Source organism: Rothia sp. HMSC066G07 (assembly GCF_001814485.1).
Taxonomy (GTDB): Bacteria; Actinomycetota; Actinomycetes; order Actinomycetales; family Micrococcaceae; genus Rothia.
In genome coordinates, this window is record NZ_KV816924.1 from 301,290 (window position 1) to 322,064 (window position 20,775).

Here is a 20,775-nt window from a genome sequence, read left to right on the forward strand (position 1 = left end):
TTCGTATGAATAGTATTGAGTGTTCTACAGATTCCGTAACGCGAAAACCCGACGCCGCTCACTGGGCGCCGGGCTCATACGCTCTGAATTACTTAGCAGTATCAGAAGAGGTATCGGATGCGGTAGCCTCGTACACGTCCTCGGTCAGGGGCGCTGCGGGGGCTTCCTCCTCGACGACAGCCATAATCGCGTTCACTGCCAGGGTGATAACAACACCGTCCGCAATCTGAAGCTGCAGCTTGTTGTTATCGAGGTCGGTGCTGACGACGGTGCCGTAGATACCCGAACCGGTCATCACCTGGGTGCCGGGGACGAGAGACTGCTGCATTGCGCGCAGTTCCTCCATCTGCTTACGCTGACGCTTCTGGGCGGAGAACATCATCCAAGCCAGCAGCGCCATCATGGCAATCATAATCAGGAGGTTAAAATCCATGGTCTCACTTTCACATCCGCACCCGTGCCGCTCACCGCGAGGGTTGAGCGTACCAGAAGGTGTGGAATCGTAGATACAGTACGTATCCATCCTACGCGAGAGCTTGAGCTTTAGCGCTCCGAACCAGCATTTTTGTGAGGTTAACCTGAGTTTTGGACTCTCTCGGCGTAATTTTCTGTTCCCAGAAGAAGCTACAGAGAAGCCCGCGGGAGACTGATACCTCCCACGGGCTACTGCTGTGTTATCAGCTGATGCGGGTCTAGAGCTGCATCTCCGGGGCCTCCAAGCCGAGGTGCTCCCACGCCGCGGGCAGAGCCACACGACCGCGCGGGGTACGACCGATCAGGCCCTCACGCACCAGGTACGGTTCGGCAACCGTCTCCACGGTCTCCGTCTCTTCACCCACCGCAATGGCGAGGGTGGACAGACCCACCGGGCCGCCTCCAAACTTGTGAATCAGCGCCTCCAGCACGGCGCGATCCAGGCGGTCCAGGCCGCGCGAATCCACCTCGTACATGTCCAGCGCGGTTGCGGCATCACGCGCATTGATGCGGTCCACGCCGTTCACCAGCGCCCAGTCACGCACGCGGCGCAGCAGGCGGTTCGCAATACGCGGCGTGCCGCGGGAACGACCGGCGATCTCGGTGAAGCCCTCGGAGGTAATCTGCATGTCCATCAGACCCGCACTACGGCGAAGCACCAGCTCAAGCTCCTCCACCGAGTAGAACTCCAGGTGACCGGTAAATCCGAAGCGGTCACGCAGAGGGCCGGGCAGCAGACCCGCACGGGTCGTCGCACCGACCAGGGTGAACTGCGGCAGCTCCAGCGGAATGGAGGTCGCACCCGCACCCTTACCGACCACAATGTCCACACGGAAATCTTCCATCGCCATGTAGAGCATTTCCTCAGCCGGGCGGCTCATACGGTGAATCTCATCCAGGAACAACACCTCACCGGGAGTCAGCGAGGACAGAATCGCCGCCAAATCACCCGAATGCTGAATCGCCGGGCCGGAGGTGATGCGCAGCGGCGCCTCCATCTCCGCCGCAATAATCATTGCGAGCGTGGTCTTACCCAGACCGGGAGGACCCGACAGCAGCACGTGGTCGGCGCTACGGCCACGCATCTTTGAAGCCTCCAGCACCAGGGACAGCTGCTGACGCACACGGCGCTGACCCACAAAGTCATCCAGGGACTTAGGGCGCAGTGCCGCCTCAATCATCTTCTCTTCAGGCTCTTCTTCCATCGCCACCAGGCGCTGGGCGGGAGCTGAAGACGCCTGAGTGCCGGGCACCTGACCGGGAAAATACCCGCCGGAAACCAGGGACGCCGCGGGCTGCGGCTCATAGGGATTCTGGCTCATAGAATTCTTCTTTCACAAAAGTTTGAGTGGGATACGTCGAATAGGGCGCGCCGTCTAGTGGCGGCCCACCGTGTTCTGAGTACCCAAGGAGGCGAGCACACCACGCAGAGCCACACCCACCGGCTCAGTCTCTGCGGCAGGGTTGTGCTGCACGTAAGCGTCAATAGCGGCGGAAGCGTCCTTCTCGCTCCAGCCCAGAGAGGTGAGAGCGTCAAGCACCTGCGGCTTCCAGACAATGCCCTGGCTCAGCGGCAACTCATCGGTCTGGCCATCGCTGAGAATCAGCTTGCCGGCAAGCTCCAGCACAATACGGCGGGCACCCTTCGGGCCAATACCGGGAACCTTCGTGAACGCCTTATCGTCACCGGTCGCCACGGCGCGCTCCACCTCAGCGGCAGTGTGAACACTCAACACCGCCAGAGCAATACGCGGACCAATACCGGAAACCGAAAGCATCATATCGAACACTTCACGCTCGGCAGGCTCCGAAAAACCGTACAGAGTCATCGACTCTTCACGCACAATCATGGTGGTCAGCACGGTAGCTTCCTCACCGGTGCGCAGCTTGGAGAGAGTACGCGCGGTAGCGTACACGAGCATGCCAAAACCGTTCACGTTAATCACCGCATGATCAAGGCCCACCTGAGCCACACGACCGGTCAGGGATGCAATCATTTCTCTCCACCTTTCAACACCGCGCCCCGAATCGGGCTCGCGGCAGTGTGAGGGCACCGGGAACTCCGGCACCCGCAGAACGCACTCCCCCAGTTCAACGGGGAGACACTACAAGTATATTAGAATATTTCTTCTGAAATCAAGCATATATTCGAACTTCTTAGCGAATACATGCGAGCCAGCAAGAGGTACGAAAAAGCCCACGAATGCGCCTCTAGCGGCGAGCGCGCGCCTCCGCCTCCATCCAGGCACGCTGCGCCGGAGTCAACGACCCGCCGCGGCGAGCCTGCGCCGGGCGTGAACCCTGGTGAGTCTGCGTCTGAGCGGACATATTAATGCCCGAACCAATGCCGCCGCCACGCCAACCGTGACAAATCGCAATCGCCAGGGCATCGGCAGCATCGGCAGGCTTCGGCATGGAATCCAGCCCCAAAATACGGGTCACCATACGACCCACCGACGCCTTATCGGCGCGGCCGCTACCGGTCACCGCCGCCTTCACCTCCGAAGGGGTATGGAAGAACACTGGCACGCCGCGCATCGCCGCTGCAGAAATCACCGCGCCCGAAGCGTGCGCCGTACCAATCACCGTGTTCACCTGCTCCTGAGCGAAGATACGCTCAATCGCCAGGGCATCCGGCTTATAGGTGTCCAGCCAGTGGGAGGCGGCGTTGAAAATCCAGAGAATACGCTGGTCCAGGGACTCCGCCGGGATCGTGCCGGCAACACCCACGTTCACGAAGTGCGCCTTACGGTCGGCGGTCATATCGAGCATGGAGAAGCCGCAGCGGGTCAGACCCGGGTCAACACCCATGATGCGGGTTGCACCCGGCACACGCTCCACGGCGGCGGCAGTACGGTTCTCACGCATGCTATCGCGTGCGGCAGGTTGAGCGGCGGCCATCATCTCCCCTTTCGACAAACTCCCTCTAGAATCTCTAGATTCTAGCCCTTCAGAATCCTAGCACCCGGTACCGGGGTGTGCCACGAGCACGGTCACCGCCGACACAGTCACGCGCGCCCCGCGAAAAGTACCCAGCGCATCCCCACCCCAAAACGCTAAGAAGCCACTCCCCCAACCAGCCACCCTACGGCGGCTCGGTTAAAGGAGCGGCTTCTTCAAGCATCAGATATCAGAACCTGAGTGATTACTCAGCTGTGATTACTCAGCTTCCAGCTCTGCCATGACCTCAGCAGAAACGTTAGCGTTCGAGTAGACGTTCTGAACGTCGTCGAGCTCTTCAATAGCGTCTGCCAGCTTCATGAACTTCTTAGCACCCTCAGCGTCCAGGTCAACCTGCATGGTCGGGCGGAAGACCGGGTCATCGTTGTTGTACTCCAGGCCAGCCTCGTCCAGTGCCTTACGGATCTCGGGCAGGTCGGTCGGTGCGGAAACAACGGTGAACACGTCGCCCTCGTCCAGAACCTCTTCGGCACCTGCATCCAGAACAGCCATCAGAACGTCGTCCTCGGTCAGACCGTCAGTCTTGGTGACCTCAGCAACGCCCTTACGCTCGAACAGGAACGCAACCGAACCCTGGTCAGCCATGGTGCCGCCGTTACGGGTCACAGCCAGGCGAACCTCAGACGCTGCACGGTTACGGTTATCGGTCAGACACTCAATGTACAGAGCGGTACCCTGCGGGCCGCGTGCTTCGTACATGATTTCGGTGTAGTCAATGGTCTCACCGGTCAGGCCAGCACCACGCTTGATTGCGCGGTCAATGTTGTCGTTAGGAACGGAGTTCTTCTTCGCCTTCGACACAGCCAGGTCAAGAGCGGGGTTACCAGCAATATCAGCGCCGCCCATACGTGCTGCAACTTCAATTGCCTTAATGAACTTCGCGAAAGCCTTCGCGCGCTTAGCGTCGATAGCAGCCTTCTTGTGCTTAGTAGTCGCCCATTTAGAGTGACCGGACATTCGTATCTCCCTTAGTCAAAACCTCTGTGCGGACACGGCGAAACGTCCCACGCACCGTACTGTACTCACATAACTATACCGTAGCGGAGGCGCACACCACCTCAGAAAGTGCACGCCACCGCCAGGAATAGGCTAGCGGGGGCGAGATGCAGCCGAAGCGCGTGCCTTCTCCACCAGTGAGTCGTCAATCGTGTTCGGCGCGAACTCGCCAAACTTACGCTGAGCCGCCTGCTCAATCAGGTAGTCCGAAATCTTCGGGTTCTTCGGTAGCAACGAACCGTGCAGGTAGGTGCCAATCACGTTGTGCACGCGCGCACCCTCATACGCATCGGTCACGTTGTTACCCTCACCCTTGGTGACGGTAGCCAGCGGGGTGCAGCCGGAACCCAGGTAGGTCAGACCCGAGTGGTTCTCAAAACCAATCACAGTGCCGAACTCCTCAGACTCCTCAACAATATTGCCGATTAGGCGGTCATCGCCGCCGACCGTGTGCGCATCAAAAATGCCGATACCCTTCAGCACCTCACCCTCACGGGTGCGGAATTCCTTGCCGAACAGCTGGTACAGGCCACAAATGACGAGCATCGGCACGCCAGCCTCAGCCAGCGAGCGCAGCGTGTCACCGTTCGCGTGCAGGTCATCCTGAATCACGGACTGACCCGAGTCCTGGCCGCCGCCACCCAGAATGATGTCAACATCTTCCGGGAAAGGCTGACCGGGGTTGTGGTCCAGAATCTGCACGTCAAAGCCGTGCGCCTGCGCGCGACGAGCCAACGCCAGGGTGTTACCCCAGTCGCCGTAAATGTTCATGTCGAGCGGGTACAGCTGCAGAATACGCAGAGTCTTACCGTTATTGGGGCCGGAGGCGGGGGTGCCCTCAAAAGTGTGAGTTGCCGTCATTAGGAAACCCTCTCAACGTCAGTGATCTTTGCGAGCTCTTCACGCAGAGCCAGCATTGCGGTGTAGGTGCAGAAAATACGCATGGGTGCGTTACCGCTGGAGGCAATGAAGCCCTTGAGCGCATCGGCGAGGTTCTCGTTGACCTCGTCAACCTTCACGCCGTCATGCTCCAGGCGCAGCGCCATATCCCAGGCGCGCACACCCGAAACCATCTGCACGCCGGTCTTCTTCAAGCTGTCGAAGTCAACATCCCACAGCCAGGACACGTCACGACCGTCAGCGTACTGGTCGTTAATCGTGATCATGGTGGCGTAGTCGTCAGCGTTCGCGCTCGCCAGGGACAGGCGGAAACCGCTCGGGTTCTTCACGAGCAGCAGCTGCAGCGGGCGGCCGTTCACGTTCAGGGTCTCACCGCGACCGAAGGCGGGGGTAATCTTCGCCAGCTCCGCGATGAGCTTATCTTCGTTGAGCTTTTCGCCCATGACGGCGCGGGTCAGCGCCATAGCGCCAGCCGCGTTGAAGATGTTGTAGATGCCGTAGAGGTTGATTTCGCCGACTCGCTCTACGCCCGCCAGGTCGAAGGTTGCGGAGGTGCCGGAGAAAGCGGTCAGGGTGACGTCTGCGTCGGGCAGGGTTGCCTTCGCGACGGTGCCGCCGCGCATCTCATCGTCCGAGGGGAAGTACGAACGCAGGGACTCATCCAGGCCGTAGTACTTGACGGTCACGCCAGGCTGCACGTTCTCAGCGAGGGAGCGGATGCGCGGGTCCTCACGGTTGAGCACCACGGTGCCGGTCGTTGCGGAGGCGACGGTCGCCAGCATGCGGCGGGTCGTGTCAATCTCACCGAAGCGGTCCAGCTGGTCACGCAGAACGTTCAGCAGCAGAGCGTAATCGGGCTTGACTGCCTTCACGAAGTGCACGGCGTGCGCCTCGTCCAGCTCAAGCACAGCAATATCAGCATCAAGCTTGCCGCCGAGGGTCATCTCGCCCAGCAGTGCCGCAGCGACACCGCGCACAAAGTTCGAACCGGTGCGGTTAGTGAAAACCTTCAGACCCTGAGCTTCAAGCAGCTGCACAGCCATCTTCGTGGTGGTGGTCTTACCGTTCGTGCCGGAGACAACAACCACGCCGTAGGGCAGCTTCGCGAGCTCTTCAGCGACGAAGTCGGGGTGCAATTTTTCCATGACAAGGCCGGGGAAGGCGGAGCCGCCGCCGCGAAGCTTAGTCGCGGCGCGTACGCCCTGGCCGAGAAGACGAATGAGGGGTTTGGACATGCTTACCATTTTAGTACACGCACGCCAGCGGCTGAATGGTCCGCCCGGCTCGTTCGCTCATGCCGGACGGGGCGGGGTTACTGGGGTTTTGGCGCAGGGGGTGCGGGGGTTTTGGTTCAGGAGGTTTGGTGTGGGGCTCCGGCTAGAGCGGAGCGCCGGGGGTATTAGAACAGCGAGCCCGCCTAGTACAGTGAACCCATCTAGAACAGAGAACCCTGCACCCTCACCCGCGTGAACTCCTGCGCCGGCTCCACGAGCACATTCCGCCACGCGGCAGTGTTCACCAGGAACGCTGCGTCAGCATCGCCGGTGTGGGCGCTCAAAAACTGACCAGCCGCACCCGTACAGAAGAAGCCAGCCGACCCACTCTCCAGACCAGAATCACACGGCGCTAGGGGTTCGGGCGATTGCGCACGCAGTGCCGCATACGGGCGGTTCATGGCGAGCGACGGAATCCACGGCTCATCCAGGGCGGTGAGCGGCACCTCCGGCTCGGTGCGCGCCAGTTCGGCGAGCGCTTCGCGGGCGCGGGCAACCGCCTCCTGATGGGCAACACGAAGCTGCGCGCCGGGCAGCGGATTCGTCCAGGCGCGGTACTTGCTCGCCACCTGCTTAACCTGCGGAATCTTCGCGAGGGCGGTCACGGCGTCCTCGGCGCGGCGAATAGCAAGCCCGTCGGGTGCGAGCGCAATGTATGTGGCGGTGGCGACCGCCTGCTCGTCCAGGCGGCGCGGGGTCGAATGCAAGGAGCTCGTGCCAACCTTGTGCGTGCCGTCGGGGAAGGTCGCGATGTAGAGGCGATGCTCCAGCATGGCGTAGGCGCGCATGGATTCGGTGAGCGTTCCGGGGTACAGGTGCGCGCTGTGCAGGGCGGTGAATTCGTCGCGGGCAGTGCAGCGCGGGCACTGCTGGCCACGCTGGATGCGGGTACCCTCGGGGCAGGGTACGCGGCGGATTCCCGCGGATTCGGGGGCGGCGTCATTGCTCGTGCCGGTGGTGTATCCGGCGCAGTAACGGTAGAGTTCCCCCTCGCTATCGCGCGGAATACGCAACCCCATGTAGGCGCCGGGGGTCAACGGAATTTGGATGCGAACCCCGCTCGGAACGCCACGCTGCGCGGGACTGCTTTCCTGGCTAGGGGCGCTCTCCCCCGTCATATAGGGCACCCCTGCCGCTTGAGATGCCCGGTGATGAGCTCCTTCCGCAACCCCGCCGGGCACGACCGGTTCCACCTCAATGAGCGGGCGGCGGTTGGACCAGCGGATCTGCCTCCAGATGAGTAGCTGCGGCGCGCCTGCAGAATCACCAGCGGCAGGCGCAGCAGCAAACTCGTCGAAAGCAGTCTCAAGCAGGTTGGGGTAGTCCATAGCATTCCACTCTAGCGGGTCTGGCGGGTTCTTTCGCGTGGGTTCTTTCTCGCGGGGTGCGGTGCATCCGGGTATCAAACCATTGGCGGCACATCTAAACGTTCGGTACAGGCGCACATCCTCGGAAAGCAAAAAGAGGCCAGCGTCCTTCACGCTGATCCGCACCCCTCGCAGTGTTGCCGTGCGTTCACGCACGACGGGGTGGGTTCTCAGCTGAGGCGCTGACCTCTGTGGTTGAGGCAGGGCGCTTACCCTGCCAAGCCCGAAAGCGATCGGTGACCGCTATTTTTCGGTGAGCTATGCGGTGTTTCTGGAAGCCGGAAGCTTCCCCGCAGCGTCGCTGCATTTAAAACTTTGCCATATCCAATGGACATAACATCATTCAAATACGCATCGACTGCCCAATCTGCGCATTTATGACGCAGAATTTCTGTGCACTAGCTGGCAAATTGAAGCAATTAGTGCAAAATTTCAAAATCACCAAGCCGCTCAGCCGGACTATCTGACGGATGATCCACGCCATCTAGCTGAGGCGGGCAAACCCCTCCGCGATGGCCACACGCATATCGTCCAGCGTGCGGGACATAGTCTTGGTGTGAGCGATAATCGGCAGGAAATTCGTATCCCCACTCCAGCGCGGCAGAATATGCTGATGCAGGTGATCAGCAATGCCCGCGCCGCCAACCTTGCCCTGGTTAATACCGATATTGAAGCCGTCATTATGCGACACCTCGCGCAGAACCTTCATGGCGAGCTGGGTCAGCTGCGCAATCTCCATGGTTTCTGCCTCGGTCGCATCATCGTAGAACGGGATGTGGCGGTACGGGCAGACCAGCAGGTGACCGGGGTTGTACGGGTAGAGGTTGAGAATCACGAAGGCATGCTCGCCGCGGTGCACAATCAGCGACTCTTCGTCACTGCGGCTGGGCGCGGTGCAGAAGGGGCAGGTCTTCTCGGTGTAGTCCTTCTGGCCGCCGCTCACGTAGGCGGTGCGGTGAGGGGTCCACAGGCGCTGGAACTGGTCCGGTGCGCCGGGCAGCTCGAAGGAATCCTGCACCGAGGCTGCGGTGCCATGCTCGGGGGTCATGTTCTCGCTCATAGTCCCATTCTATAACCCACACGCGGCAACAGGAACGCCCCGTCCGTCATGCGTGCCAGATATGAGATAACTCCCCCGGCAGCGCGCTTAGCTGTGCTGCTTTTCCAGGTGAATGATGCGGGTGGCACCCTCAAAGGTCATGGGGAAGCTCAGCACGCCGTCCTCCATGACGAATTCCTTGGTTTCCTTATCGGAGGCGTACGGTGCGTGGCTCAGCTTCGCGTGGTCCACGTGCGAAATGTAGCTGAAGTTGCCGGTCTTCGCCTCGAAAGTGCCAGCCCAGAAGGGGGTTGCCAGCTCTTCGTGGTTCAGGTGGTAGGTGACCTCGATAATGCCGTCGTGAATGACTGCGTCCATGTAGTTCTCAAGGTTGGTAGAGTCCTGCTGAACCCAGGTGCCGTCCATGATTTTCTGCGAGCGCGCAACGGCTGCCGAGGAAGGCATGGGCGCCGCGGTGTATGCGGCAGGCTCCTGGTTGCTCGTGTTGTCCGGCGCGGGGGTCTCAGTAGGCTGGGTCGCAGCCGGGTGAATCGACGGGTCATGCGAGGCATTAACCGCCGCCTTAATTCCGGTGCTGTCATCGCCGGGGGCGGAAACGGCACTAGGCTCGACGGTTTCAAAAGCTGCGGGGTCAACAACCGCACTTGCGGAGGCGTTATTCGGTGCGGGTGCACACGCGGTGAGAGAGAGCGCGCCGAGTAGAGCGAGCGCGCCCAGAGTGGACTTAGGTACCACGAACGTGTCCTAACAGAGTATGTGTTTGAGTGAGTTTGTGAGTTGAGTGGTGCCTCCCCGTGAGTGAGGTGGGGATACGACGACACCCCGTAGCGCATTGAGGCTACAGGGCGTTCGATAACCGGCACGGTAGATAGTTTATAGGCTCTGGCTAGGAGTTTCACCAGTGGCGGCCATTTTTAAAAGATAGTTTGGTCACATTAGATCTTAAGTTGAGGGGTTTTTCGCGCACACGAGCCCCAATTTGCACTCTCCACGGGCTAATTTTGCCTCGACAAGGCGAAATATCCCGCACGGTGGCGTGGGCGGCAATTTTCTTGCCTTCGTCTTGCCTTCGCGTGGGCTCGGCACCCAAACCCACCGCTTCAATAAGTATGCGGTGTGGGTTTGAGCGCCAAGCCTCAACTGAACTGTTATATCTGCGCTGCTATCTGCGCTACCGCAACCGAGCCGCTACAGCCCGGTTACTGTCCGCAGGGTATTTGCGAGCGGACTACTGCTTGCGGGAACGTAGCGAGAACTTCTCACGAATAATCGTGAACGTCTGGCGGGTCTCCTCCAGCAGGGCGACCGGCTCCTGCTCGCGCACCGCAACCTCATGAGATGCCGAGGAGTCGGCAGGTTCACCAGCCCGCGCGGCGCCGGGCGCGGTGTTCGGGGTAGCCTCCGCAGAAGCTGCCGCAGCAGCACCCGGAGCGCCAGGAGTACCAGGGGCAGTAAAGCCCGCGGCGGCGCTGAAACCGGCGCGGCGTGCCGCCTCCGCATCCGAAGGAACCGGGTGCACACCGTCTTCATCCACGACCTCACGCAACGTGTAGTCGCGGGCTTCACGGCGCGCATACTCACGAGCCAGCAGGGCACGCAACTCAGAAATCTCCTGGCGAAGATCGTCCACGTCAGCCTTGGTTGCGGGGTACTCCTGCTCCTCCCTGCCACCAAACTTTTCGATAATCCAGCTCGCGAGCGCACCGGTAGCAACCGCGACCAAGCCCCCGCCGTACAGCATGACGATCACGGCGATGACCCTGCCGATACCGGTGACCGGGTAAACGTCTCCGTAGCCGACCGTGGCGAGGGTCGTGAACATCCACCAGTAGGCGGTGGGCAGGTCACGAATCATCGCGCCCGGCTCGGAGGACTCCACCGAATAGATCGACAGGGCAAACATGATGATGAAGATCGCGGTGTATCCGAAGAGCTTCACCGCCAGCTCTGAGAGCCTCTTATATTGGCGGTTGGCGGTCATATAAATCATGGAGAGGAAGCTGACAATACGCCACGCGGGCAGCAGCACAATCGCCAGGTTCATCAGGTTATGCGTGATGAAGTAGAGTCGCCGCGGCGCCAAGTACAGGCGAATGCAGTAGTCGGCGGCGAATAGGCCCCACAGGATCATCTGAATGATGTTGAGGTACGCGTCGTACGGCTCCTGAATGCGTGTGCTCATGATGGGCGCGGCGAACGCGAGCAGGTACAGTACGGACGCCACGAACATGGGCGTGGAGGAGCGTTCCTCCCACGCCGCCAGGTTCTTCTCGCCGCGGTACTTGCTGAGCGTGCGGAACAGGCGGGTGCGCGGGGCGCGACGCGGCGGGTCCGTGACGGTGCGGGTGACCGTGCGGATAGTCGTGGTGTGCGTTTCAGGTTCGCCTACATCAATAATCTCGGCGTCACCATCGGGGTTACCCTGGGTGCCCGCTTTCTGGTCGCCCTTGCCGTGCGGGTGATGCGTGGTGCGGGTGATGCGACGCTCCTCGCGGTGCGTACCGTCCGGCGCGTCGGTGGTGGCGTATTCTTCGACGACCTCTTCGTAGTCGTCGGGGTCCAGGTCGGTGGAGTAGACGGAGTGGGTGCTGTCCAGGCGGGCGCTATCAATCTGCACGGCATCAACCTGTACTGCCTCCATGCCGGGGGCGGTAGCCTCTGCGGGGCTACTTGCTGCAGCACTAGTTTTGGCGGCACTGGATTCTGCCGGTGCCGACTGGGTATAACCAGCCTTCGTGGTATTCTCAGCGGCGGCTTCAGATGCGGTAGTTTCAGATGCAACAGTTTCAGGGCGCGCAGACGCACCCACCGGGCTGTTCCCCGGAATATTGCCCGAGGTATTCCCCGAGGTATTGGGTGCTGTGCCGTTCTTTACCGTGTTGTCTGTCTGGTTCTGTTCTGCCTTATCCATAGTGTGAATGATACTCCACGCCGTTGCGTTTGCGTTTCTATTTCGTTGCACTGTGACCTTGTGCTGTGACCTTTGGGCGGCGGTCTTTACACCGCGGTTTTGTGCACGATACTGTGTCGAAATCGGGCGGCGGTTCGGTTGCGGTGGAGAACCGTTCGGGTGCGAAGATGACGGTGTATTGTGCGGGTGTGGATCGTAAGGAGCGTAGTGTGCCTGCGGGTGGCCGCGTGTTTGTGGAGGATTTGGGGGTGCGTGCTTCGGCGGGTTCTCCCCTATTTTGTGGTGTGGTGACTTCTGATAGTACTGCTAGCTGGAATGTTACGGCCCTCGGCGGGCGTGCCTAAGAGCAGCTGCGGCGCTAATAAAGCCTGCACAAGGGAAAACAGGCACCTCTGGTAACGATTATCTTTTGTATTAGAGGTATATTAAGAACGGACTACCCGCCGTTATTAACCAGCCGTTATCAATCAATGGAGATACACCGATGACCGCTCAGTCGCCTGATACCACTGAGGTTGAACTTCCCAAGTTCTACGAATTCATTCCCAGCATTCTTGCTTACCTATCTGACGGCAACTCCCGCACCAATAAAGAGATTTATAGCGCTGTAGCAGAGCGCTACCCGCTTTCTGACGAGCAGCTACTACCCTACCTGCCGAACGGCAAGCGTCCCGTCTATGTGGACCGCATTAGTTGGGGCTTGACCTATCTCAAGATGTTCGGTGCGGTTGATTCCCCTCGCCGCGGTCAGCAGGTTATTTCTGACGAAGGCTTGAAGCTGATTGAGGCTCATCCTGGGGGCATCCCCGATGATGTCGTCGCGCATATCGTTCGTTCCGCCCGCAGCACGCGTGAGCGTTCCCAGTCTGATAGTTCCGAGCAGGACCCGCAGGAAACCCCGAAGACCGCTACCAAGACTGTTGCCGTCACGACTGCACCCTCTGAGGTGTCTGATAGCACCCCGCAGGAACTCATTGATGAAAGCATCACTCAGATTGAGTCCGCGCTGACGCACGATATTTTGGAACGCGTCCGCGCAATGTCTCCGACTGCTTTTGAGCATCTGGTGGTGGATGTTCTGTTGGCGATGGGCTACGGCGGCCCGGCAGGACGCGGCACCGTTACTCCGGCTTCCAATGACGGCGGCGTGGACGGAATCATTGACCAGGATGCGTTGGGTCTTTCAAAGATTTATGTCCAGGCTAAGCGTTACGCCAAGGACAATGTGGTGGGACGCCCTGCCCTTCAGAGCTTTGTGGGCGCACTGCATGGCAAGGCAACGCAGGGAGTGTTCATCACGTCGAGCTCCTATACGTCTGACGCACGCGGCTATGCGGAGGAACTTGGTGGCGGAGTTTCCCTCGTTCTGATTGATGGTGAGCACCTGGCGCGCCTCATGATTAAGTACGGTGTTGGCGTACAGGTGGCACGCACGTACACCATCATGAAGCTTGATGAGGACTTCTTCGACGAAGCCTAAACGTTACACAAGCGTGGGGTGGAAAGCATGTAGCTTTCTGCCCCACGCTTTCTTTTGGGTTAGCCGCCTTTTGGGTTAGCCGCTGGAATGTTACAACCCTCGGCAGCCGCGCCTAAGAGCAACCGCGGCGTTCAGAGTGTGGTGGGTGCGCCTCCGCAGGCCCGGGCGTATTCCCCCGGAAAGCCAGCAAATACGCGGCAAACCACCGCATCAGCACGGTGTATAACCCACCCCCTTTATGGTGACAAGTAGTCGCCAAGCTTAGCCATAGCTAAGCGGAAAAGACGGTGTTCAAGAGCACATACTGAAAGGTAAGACAGTCTCACTAAGGAGATTCATCATGACCACCGTTGTGTCAAACACTTCCAAAGCACTCAAGTCCCCCTACGAGGACACCCTCAAGCGTCTACTCTCCGATGCGCGCGCAGAAGCCGTCGAATCCAGCGTCTCCGAACTCGAGCGCCTGGCAATCTCCCACGACGCATCCCACTACCTGCTCGTGCCCGCCGGCCTGGTCCGCCCCGACTCCGCCGAAGACGTCGCAAACATCTTCCGCGCAGCCGGCGACCTTGGCCTGCCGCTGACCTTCCGCTCCGGCGGTACCTCCCTCTCCGGCCAGTCCAGCGGCGACGGCCTCATGGTCGACACCCGCCGCCATTTCAAGAAGATTGAGGTTCTTGAAGACGGCAAGAAGGTGCGTGTGCAACCCGGCGCGACCATCATGATGGTCAACAACTACCTGGCACCCTACGGCTACAAGCTCGGCCCCGACCCGGCATCCTGGTCCGCCTGCACCATCGGTGGCGTGGTCGCGAACAACTCCTCCGGCATGTCTTCGGGCACCAAGTACAACACCTACAACACCCTCGACTCGATGGTGTTCGTGCTGCCCAGCGGCACCATCATTGACACCGCCGAGCCGAACGCCGACCAGAAGCTGCGCTCCCTCGAACCTGAACTCCACGAGGGCCTGTTGCGCCTGCGTAAGCGCGTCACCGAGAACCCCGAGTCCATGGCAAAGATCCGCCAGCAGTACTCCATGAAGAACACCATGGGTTACGGCCTGAACTCCCTGGTCGACTTTGAGACCCCCGTGGACATTCTGCAGCACCTGCTGATTGGTTCGGAGGGTACTCTTGGTTTCGTTGCTTCGGCAACCTACCGCACCCTGCCGATTCTGAAGAACATTTCCACCGGCCTGCTGGTGTTCGACAACCTGATTGACGCGGCACGCTCCGTGCCCGAACTGGTCGCCAACAAGCTCGCTACCGTCGAGCTGATGGACGCCACCAGTATTCGTGTGGCTCAGCGTACAGGTCAGGCTGCGGAGGCGCTCGCCGCCATCGACGTGAAGGACCACGCCGCCCTGCTGGTTGAGTTCCAGGGCAACTCCGAGCAGGAGCTGAGCGACCTCGCCGCCGCAGCCGCACCCATGTTTAAGAGCCTGCCGGTGGCTTCGCCGGTGTCGATGACCAGCAAGCTGTCTGAGCGTAACGCACTGTGGGCTGCCCGCCGCGGCCTGTACACCACCGTTGCGGGTAACCGCCGCTCCGGCACTAACGCACTGCTTGAAGACGTGGTTGTTCCTGTTGAGGTTCTGGGTAACACCTGTAGCGACCTGACCAAGCTGTTCGACGCACACGGCTACCAGGACTCCGTGATCTTCGGTCACGCGAAGGACGGTAACATCCACTTCATGCTGAACGAGCAGTTCCGCGACCCGAAGCAACTGGACCGCTACCGCGACTTCACCGAAGAAATGGTTCAGCTGATCCTTTCCGCTGACGGCTCGCTGAAGGCTGAGCACGGTACCGGCCGTATCATGGCGCCGTTCGTGAGCCGCCAGTTCGGTGATGAACTCTTCGACGTGATGCGCCAGATTAAGCGCCTCATCGACCCGAAGGGCTTCATGAACCCGGGCGTTCTGCTCGCTGAGCCGGACACCGACTACGTGACCGACCTGAAGGTCGCCGAAACCGTTGAGGAAGAAGTCGACCGTTGCGTGGAGTGCGGCTACTGCGAGCCTGTCTGCCCCTCCCGTAACCTGACTTTGACCCCCCGTAAGCGTATTGTGTTGCGCCGTGAGATTGCTGCTGCTGAGGCGAACGGCGACCACGAACTCGCTGAGCGCCTGCGTAAGGAGTACGAGTACTACGGCATTGAGACCTGTGCTGTGGACGGCATGTGCCAGACCCGCTGCCCCGTGAACATCAACACCGGTGACCTGATTCGCCGCCTGCGTTCCGAGAACCAGGACAAGCTGGCCGCTACCGGCTGGAAGATCGCCGCACAGCAGTGGGGCATCATGGATAAGGTTGCCGGTAAGTCCCTGACTGTGGCTAAGAAGCTGCCGTTCCCCGTGGTGCACGGTACCACCAACATTGCCCGTAAGGTCATGGGTGACGACATGGTTCCTTCCTACAAGAAGGGCCTGCCGGTCGGCGGCCCGGCACGTAAGCCGCACAAGGACGCAACCGCTGAGATTGTGTTCTTCCCCGCCTGCGTGAACTCCATGTTCGGCGGCGTGGACGGCGACGGCAAGCATGACCCGGTCAACGCAACCCAGGCGTTCATCCGCCTGTGCGAGCGTACCGGCGTGAAGTACCGCATCCCGGACAATATTGGTGAGATGTGCTGTGCTACCCCGTGGAAGTCGAAGGGCTTCACCGGCGGCTACTCGATCATGAGCGACCGTGTGCTGAAGTCCCTGTGGGAGGCTACTGACGGTGGCCGCCTGCCGGTCGTGTGTGATGCTTCGTCCTGCACTGAGGGTCTTGAGGTGATGCGCAAGAAGGTTATTGAGGCGCTTGAGCACAAGATTGTGAACGGTCTGAAGCCGGGCGAGCCGGACTTCTCGCGTCTGCGCATGTACGATGCGGTGCAGTTCGCCGCCGATAACATGCTGGACAAGCTGACCGTGTCCGCTCCCCTGCCGTCGGTTGCTCTGCACCCGACCTGCTCCATGACTCACCTGGGTACTCAGCCTGCGTTTGAGAAGATTGCGAACGCGATGAGTGACGACGTGTACGTGCCGAAGCACTGGGGTTGCTGTGGTTACGCGGGTGACCGCGGCATGCTGCACCCCGAGCTGACTGCGAGCGCTACGGAGGCTGAGGCTGCGGAGCTGAGCGAGCAGAAGCAGTTCGCCGCATACATTTCGGCAAACCGCACCTGCGAGCAGGGTATGACGGAGGCGACCGGCCACAGCTACCAGAACGTGCTGCAGCTGCTCGAACGCACCACCCGTTAATTAGGGTTGAGCGCATAGCGGTATAAAGAAGGGACCCGGCGGGCTATCTGATGGATAGTCCGCCGGGTCCCTCTTTATATTTATTGTTTCATCGCATTATAATGAACCTTATCTGTATCTTGTATATACTTCATCAGCGTTTTTGCATATTGTATAATCTTTGATTTTCCATCAACACTTGCTATGCGATGTGACCCAACATTGATATCACTCAAAAAAGTACTCAATTTAGAACGATAATTGTTACTAATTAAACCCTTTTTAGCATCACCCTCAGCTATTGACAATTCATAAATATCCACAATTCTATCAATGTTATTATACTGAGGAAGGAGAACACTCCTACTCTTAAATGATAGATATTCTTCAAATACCCTTCGCATGCTATTTAATGAGTGGTTTTCTTGACACTCAGTGATATCCGACAAATCTTTTAACTTGCTAATTTCATAGATTTCCTTAAATAATCTTGCATACGAACCTGTTGTTTCTTTCTCACCCATGATTCGAATAGTTGTACAGAGCTGACCCAAATCGTTCATCTGCTTGTAAACTTCAAACTGCTCCGAGATATCTTGATTCCTATGGTAACTCAGCACAGTATAATCCTCCCAAGAATGACTTAGAATAAAAATTTGTTTTTTCAACCCCAATTTTTCTTTACATCCTTCTTTATATTCTCTCCCAACCATATTAGCTAAACCAATGACCATATTTAAAATATACAACTTATTCCCCTCATCCAAACTAGATACAGGGTCATCGATAACAATGACTTCAATATCATCCTTTATAACTTCAAGATGTTCATCATCAAACAAGGTATAGTAAAAATACATGAGAGACAATACGTGCTTCTCCCCCTCACTAACATCGTGAATCGAAATATTTTCACCTTGATTATTTTTAATTAAATATTTTCCACTATTAATGTCTTCCTCATGCAAGCGAAATGGCATTCCAATGTTTTTAAGTTCACTATTGAGGTATTCCATAAATTTCCTATACCGCGACACCTTCCTTTTTATAGCGTCCCTCTCCTCGATCTTCTCGGATATCAAGATTTCATATTCTTTATTGTTTTCCACACAATTCTCTATTTTCTCAACATTAAGTTTCAAACTACCCTCATTTAATTCGTTTAGAACTCCTTGGGCGACACTCTTCTTTTCATACTCTTCGATATTATTAACATATTTATGATATTTTTTCTTCTCGTCTGCCATGGTTGTACGCATTGCATCTAGAGCAGAACGCATATCCCGATATCCATCGCTATATTTTTTAGAGATTTCTGCCAGCTTTTGACAGTTGATTGACGCCTCAGGAGAATTTAATTTCCTACCCAATAATTCACCCAACACACCGCACATATCATCAGTATCTAGATTAATTGATACATTTAGTTCAATGCCGCTTTTTTGAGCCAGCTCCAAGAGGCGAGTATAAGCAGATTCATAACTTTTTATGTTATCCTTAAACTCTTTTTCCAAACGATTCAAGGCAGACTGGTCTCTCGACCATTCCTGATTTCTATAGGAATTATATTTTTCCTCTATTTCTGCAATATTAATTTCATTACTACTACAGAATTTACATTCATCACCTTCATTATGGATTCTTAAACCATCGGCTATCCAATCAAGAATATCCCTAGGCATGGATGCACCGATTTTATATTCTTTTTCCAAAATAGAAATAACTTTATCAAAATCAAAAGAATCTCCAGATAAGCCAGGAAGATTTGAGGTCAACCTCTCCAGCAAAGTAATCCTCTTATTCGCCTCGTCAATCCCGCACGACAGAATATTATCTACATCTTCGAGAGTGTCCGTGCTAACACTGTTATTAAGATCTCGACTATATATTTCTTTTAACTTATTAATCCATTCGGAACCATTTTCATAAGCCTCAAGTTTAATGGATTTATTCCTAATTTTAGAGTCTTTCTTATTTTCATCAAAGATGGATTTAATTTTATTTTTAATTACTTCAGAATTGGAAACTATATCTTTGTTATTGATTTCAATTTTACCTTTAATCTCTTCTATCTCACTCTCAATCTTTGCAATTTTATTTTTAGTATCGATATTCTCTGAACCAAATGTTGCCTCGACACCGGAAATTAGATTTGGATTAGATTCAAAAAGGAGATTTTCTCGCGTATAATCTGCATTAAATAGGGCCACCCCCTTGCCTAGACTATTTCCTTTCTCGCTGATCCCTCGCGCCAAGCTACTCTTACCGGCACCATTATTTCCATATATATAATTAACCCCCCAAAAAGGAGTACTTTTATTTGTAAAATTAACAAAAGATTTGGAGGTATAGTTCTCCAAATACTCTACGCAAACCACTGGTTTATTTTTTGCCACTGCAGAATCCTCTCAGTCTAAAAATTTGAATAATAATAAGATATCTACTACTTTTCGATAAAGATCCCTTCCAAATCTGTGGATAATACGCTCGGCAACATAAATGCCTGAAGAGCCCTTATGATGCACCCAGACGTCCTTATCCGAATCGTACAATTACCGGCACCTCCGAACGGCAACGAACGTTAGCGCCATCACTTACATTAGCATGACGATACTCACCCGGACTAGGGAAAACTCCCCTCACAACACAACTTTCTGCGCCCACCCACACTTCCCCACTCTCGCCTCCTCAAAGCGCACAAAGAAACCACCCCCTCCGCAGCCTGTCGCCGCAGAGGGTCTATATATAGGCTCGGTGCCAGTTCACTAGCTTAGCTGGCCACAGTCAACTGCAGTCAGCCCGCACCGGCCACAGCTACCAGAACGTGCTGCAGCTGCTGGAACGCACCACCCGCTAAAAGGCTGAGCGCATAGCGGTATAAAGAAGGGACCCGGCGGGCTATCTGATGGATAGTCCGCCGGGTCTCTTTTTGGTGACTTAAAGTATCTCGTAGAAATCGATAACCCTGTATTATTGCTAGTCAGGAACCCTATGAGGGTCTCATCTGGATTATTCACTCACGACGGCAGCGAAGGAGCACCGTGTCTATCACCCCGACTACTGTTCAGCTATATACAACTCTTTGGGAGGGCGATGTTGTAGAGCGTGTTACTTACCAGCTCTATAACCGAAATATCACGATTGATAAGCTCCCCCGCACTCTGCTTGAGAAATACAAAGACGAAGAGGAACTGCACTTCTCCGGTATCTACTTCCTCACGAATTCCTCAACAAACGGCCCCCGTCTATACATTGGTCAGGCGGCAAAACGCCTGAACGGAAACGGTCTCATCGGCCGTATTCGTGAGCATGACCGTTACAAGGATTTCTGGGATACCGCATTTCTGATTACTTCCACCGACAATTCTTGGGAAGCGACAGAGCTCAACTATCTGGAAAGCGCGTTCTGCCGTGAGGCTCAGAAGGTTGGTAGCTATAGCCTGGAGAATGGCATTATCCCCTTCGCCGGAAATATCGGAAAAGTGAAGAAAGCAATTCTGCGTTCTCTCGTGCTTGAAGTTCTACTGATGCTACGCGCGAGTGGTCACCGCATGTTTGAGCCCACCACCTCTAAGAAGGCTAAGTCGACGGGTACAGAGGTAACGGCGAATGCGCCGGCTGTTGGTTCTTCTACTATTTCTCAATCGGAAGAAGCTCAGCTCCCTGCCATTTTGACTGATGCGGTATTCCGTATTAAGCGCAAGGAGTTGAAGCATCCGGCTCGCGCGCGGATTGTCAATATCTCTGGTACTCGTGTGGGCGTTGAGGTATTTGAGGGTGAGATTCTGCCTGTGCGTGCGCCAAAGAAGGCAGAGACCCGTTACCTGAAGGATTTGGAGGCATTGGAGGCTACCCGCGCCGAGCAGGTTGCCGCCGGCCACCTCGAGGGGTTGAAGATCGTAAAGCCGATTGAGTTTACTAGTCAGTCTGCTGCTTCTCGTTTTGTTCTGGGTGGCGCTTCGAGCGGTAATGCAGATTGGGTTTTGGAAACTGATCCGAACATTTCGCTGGGTGTGTTCCTGCAGAACCTTGAGGGTTCTCAGAGCTAATCCCCTGTTTACTGTGTATGAAAAGACCCGGCGGATACTACTTCTTGAACTGCCTCCCGTTTCTTGGACAACGA

16 protein-coding genes are annotated in these 20,775 nt (G+C 56.7%); 4 read left to right on the top strand and 12 right to left on the bottom strand.

Annotation, left to right across the window (positions count from 1 at the left end; genetic code table 11):
* Positions 1-88: 88 nt before the first annotated feature.
* From yajC to HMPREF2971_RS04975, 11 genes are all read right to left on the bottom strand, one after another.
* Complete coding sequence (gene yajC, locus HMPREF2971_RS04925) at positions 89-433, bottom strand: preprotein translocase subunit YajC (RefSeq protein WP_070691685.1); 345 nt, start codon at positions 431-433, stop codon at positions 89-91.
* Positions 434-692: 259 nt separating this feature from the next.
* Positions 693-1,679, bottom strand: a complete 987-nt coding sequence (ruvB, locus tag HMPREF2971_RS04930) for a Holliday junction branch migration DNA helicase RuvB (RefSeq protein ID WP_210398875.1) — start codon at positions 1,677-1,679, stop codon at positions 693-695.
* 171 nt (positions 1,680-1,850) lie between these two features.
* Positions 1,851-2,471: a Holliday junction branch migration protein RuvA gene (gene ruvA, locus HMPREF2971_RS04935; protein WP_005505871.1), complete on the bottom strand. Its 621-nt coding sequence runs from the start codon at positions 2,469-2,471 to the stop codon at positions 1,851-1,853.
* Between the two features lie 214 nt (positions 2,472-2,685).
* On the bottom strand, positions 2,686-3,375 hold the full coding sequence (gene ruvC, locus HMPREF2971_RS04940; RefSeq protein ID WP_005505862.1) for a crossover junction endodeoxyribonuclease RuvC: 690 nt from the start codon (positions 3,373-3,375) through the stop codon (positions 2,686-2,688).
* A 258-nt stretch (positions 3,376-3,633) separates the two neighbouring features.
* Complete coding sequence (locus tag HMPREF2971_RS04945; protein ID WP_005508777.1) at positions 3,634-4,392, bottom strand: YebC/PmpR family DNA-binding transcriptional regulator; 759 nt, start codon at positions 4,390-4,392, stop codon at positions 3,634-3,636.
* Positions 4,393-4,524: 132 nt separating this feature from the next.
* Positions 4,525-5,292: a type 1 glutamine amidotransferase gene (locus HMPREF2971_RS04950; RefSeq protein WP_070691689.1), complete on the bottom strand. Its 768-nt coding sequence runs from the start codon at positions 5,290-5,292 to the stop codon at positions 4,525-4,527.
* The gene (locus tag HMPREF2971_RS04955; RefSeq protein ID WP_070506195.1) at positions 5,292-6,575 is read right to left on the bottom strand and encodes a Mur ligase family protein; all 1,284 of its coding nucleotides are present in this window, start codon (positions 6,573-6,575) and stop codon (positions 5,292-5,294) included. The genes HMPREF2971_RS04950 and HMPREF2971_RS04955 overlap by 1 nt, the downstream gene beginning before the upstream one ends.
* Positions 6,576-6,766: 191 nt before the next feature.
* Complete coding sequence (locus tag HMPREF2971_RS04960; protein WP_070691691.1) at positions 6,767-7,933, bottom strand: hypothetical protein; 1,167 nt, start codon at positions 7,931-7,933, stop codon at positions 6,767-6,769.
* A 523-nt stretch (positions 7,934-8,456) separates the two neighbouring features.
* Positions 8,457-9,032: an HIT family protein gene (locus tag HMPREF2971_RS04965; RefSeq protein WP_070691694.1), complete on the bottom strand. Its 576-nt coding sequence runs from the start codon at positions 9,030-9,032 to the stop codon at positions 8,457-8,459.
* 87 nt (positions 9,033-9,119) lie between these two features.
* Complete coding sequence (locus HMPREF2971_RS04970; protein WP_012903445.1) at positions 9,120-9,767, bottom strand: hypothetical protein; 648 nt, start codon at positions 9,765-9,767, stop codon at positions 9,120-9,122.
* A gap of 493 nt (positions 9,768-10,260) precedes the next feature.
* Positions 10,261-11,943 carry a potassium channel family protein gene (locus HMPREF2971_RS04975; RefSeq protein WP_049338450.1) on the bottom strand — a complete coding sequence of 561 codons (1,683 nt, stop codon included), beginning with the start codon at positions 11,941-11,943 and terminating at the stop codon, positions 10,261-10,263.
* A gap of 113 nt (positions 11,944-12,056) precedes the next feature.
* Between HMPREF2971_RS04975 and HMPREF2971_RS09230 the strand changes: the two genes are divergently transcribed.
* From HMPREF2971_RS09230 to HMPREF2971_RS04985, 3 genes are all read left to right on the top strand, one after another.
* Positions 12,057-12,287, top strand: a complete 231-nt coding sequence (locus tag HMPREF2971_RS09230; RefSeq protein WP_141744435.1) for a hypothetical protein — start codon at positions 12,057-12,059, stop codon at positions 12,285-12,287.
* 140 nt (positions 12,288-12,427) lie between these two features.
* Positions 12,428-13,423 carry a restriction endonuclease gene (locus HMPREF2971_RS04980; RefSeq protein ID WP_005505835.1) on the top strand — a complete coding sequence of 332 codons (996 nt, stop codon included), beginning with the start codon at positions 12,428-12,430 and terminating at the stop codon, positions 13,421-13,423.
* Between the two features lie 340 nt (positions 13,424-13,763).
* Positions 13,764-16,673, top strand: a complete 2,910-nt coding sequence (locus HMPREF2971_RS04985; RefSeq protein WP_070691696.1) for an FAD-binding and (Fe-S)-binding domain-containing protein — start codon at positions 13,764-13,766, stop codon at positions 16,671-16,673.
* 80 nt (positions 16,674-16,753) lie between these two features.
* Here HMPREF2971_RS04985 and HMPREF2971_RS04990 read toward each other — a convergent pair whose 3' ends face one another.
* A complete protein-coding gene (locus HMPREF2971_RS04990; RefSeq protein ID WP_083309913.1) occupies positions 16,754-19,048 on the bottom strand; it encodes an AAA family ATPase in 2,295 nt (764 codons plus the stop codon).
* Between the two features lie 645 nt (positions 19,049-19,693).
* On the opposite strand from HMPREF2971_RS04990, the gene HMPREF2971_RS04995 reads away from it, so the two are divergent.
* Positions 19,694-20,701: a GIY-YIG nuclease family protein gene (locus tag HMPREF2971_RS04995; RefSeq protein WP_070678242.1), complete on the top strand. Its 1,008-nt coding sequence runs from the start codon at positions 19,694-19,696 to the stop codon at positions 20,699-20,701.
* Positions 20,702-20,775 lie beyond the last annotated feature (74 nt).

Excerpts from the sequence above, each read along its gene's own strand:
- HMPREF2971_RS04955 (WP_070506195.1), bottom strand. The coding sequence starts at position 6,575 with ATGGTAAGCATGTCCAAACCCCTCATTCGTCTTCTCGGCCAGGGCGTA.
- HMPREF2971_RS04965 (WP_070691694.1), bottom strand. The coding sequence starts at position 9,032 with ATGAGCGAGAACATGACCCCCGAGCATGGCACCGCAGCCTCGGTGCAG.
- HMPREF2971_RS04980 (WP_005505835.1), top strand. The coding sequence starts at position 12,428 with ATGACCGCTCAGTCGCCTGATACCACTGAGGTTGAACTTCCCAAGTTC.
- yajC (WP_070691685.1), bottom strand. The coding sequence starts at position 433 with ATGGATTTTAACCTCCTGATTATGATTGCCATGATGGCGCTGCTGGCT.
- HMPREF2971_RS04945 (WP_005508777.1), bottom strand. The coding sequence starts at position 4,392 with ATGTCCGGTCACTCTAAATGGGCGACTACTAAGCACAAGAAGGCTGCT.
- HMPREF2971_RS04985 (WP_070691696.1), top strand. The coding sequence starts at position 13,764 with ATGACCACCGTTGTGTCAAACACTTCCAAAGCACTCAAGTCCCCCTAC.
- ruvB (WP_210398875.1), bottom strand. The coding sequence starts at position 1,679 with ATGGAAGAAGAGCCTGAAGAGAAGATGATTGAGGCGGCACTGCGCCCT.
- HMPREF2971_RS04950 (WP_070691689.1), bottom strand. The coding sequence starts at position 5,292 with ATGACGGCAACTCACACTTTTGAGGGCACCCCCGCCTCCGGCCCCAAT.
- ruvC (WP_005505862.1), bottom strand. The coding sequence starts at position 3,375 with ATGGCCGCCGCTCAACCTGCCGCACGCGATAGCATGCGTGAGAACCGT.
- HMPREF2971_RS04960 (WP_070691691.1), bottom strand. The coding sequence starts at position 7,933 with ATGGACTACCCCAACCTGCTTGAGACTGCTTTCGACGAGTTTGCTGCT.
- HMPREF2971_RS04975 (WP_049338450.1), bottom strand. The coding sequence starts at position 11,943 with ATGGATAAGGCAGAACAGAACCAGACAGACAACACGGTAAAGAACGGC.
- ruvA (WP_005505871.1), bottom strand. The coding sequence starts at position 2,471 with ATGATTGCATCCCTGACCGGTCGTGTGGCTCAGGTGGGCCTTGATCAT.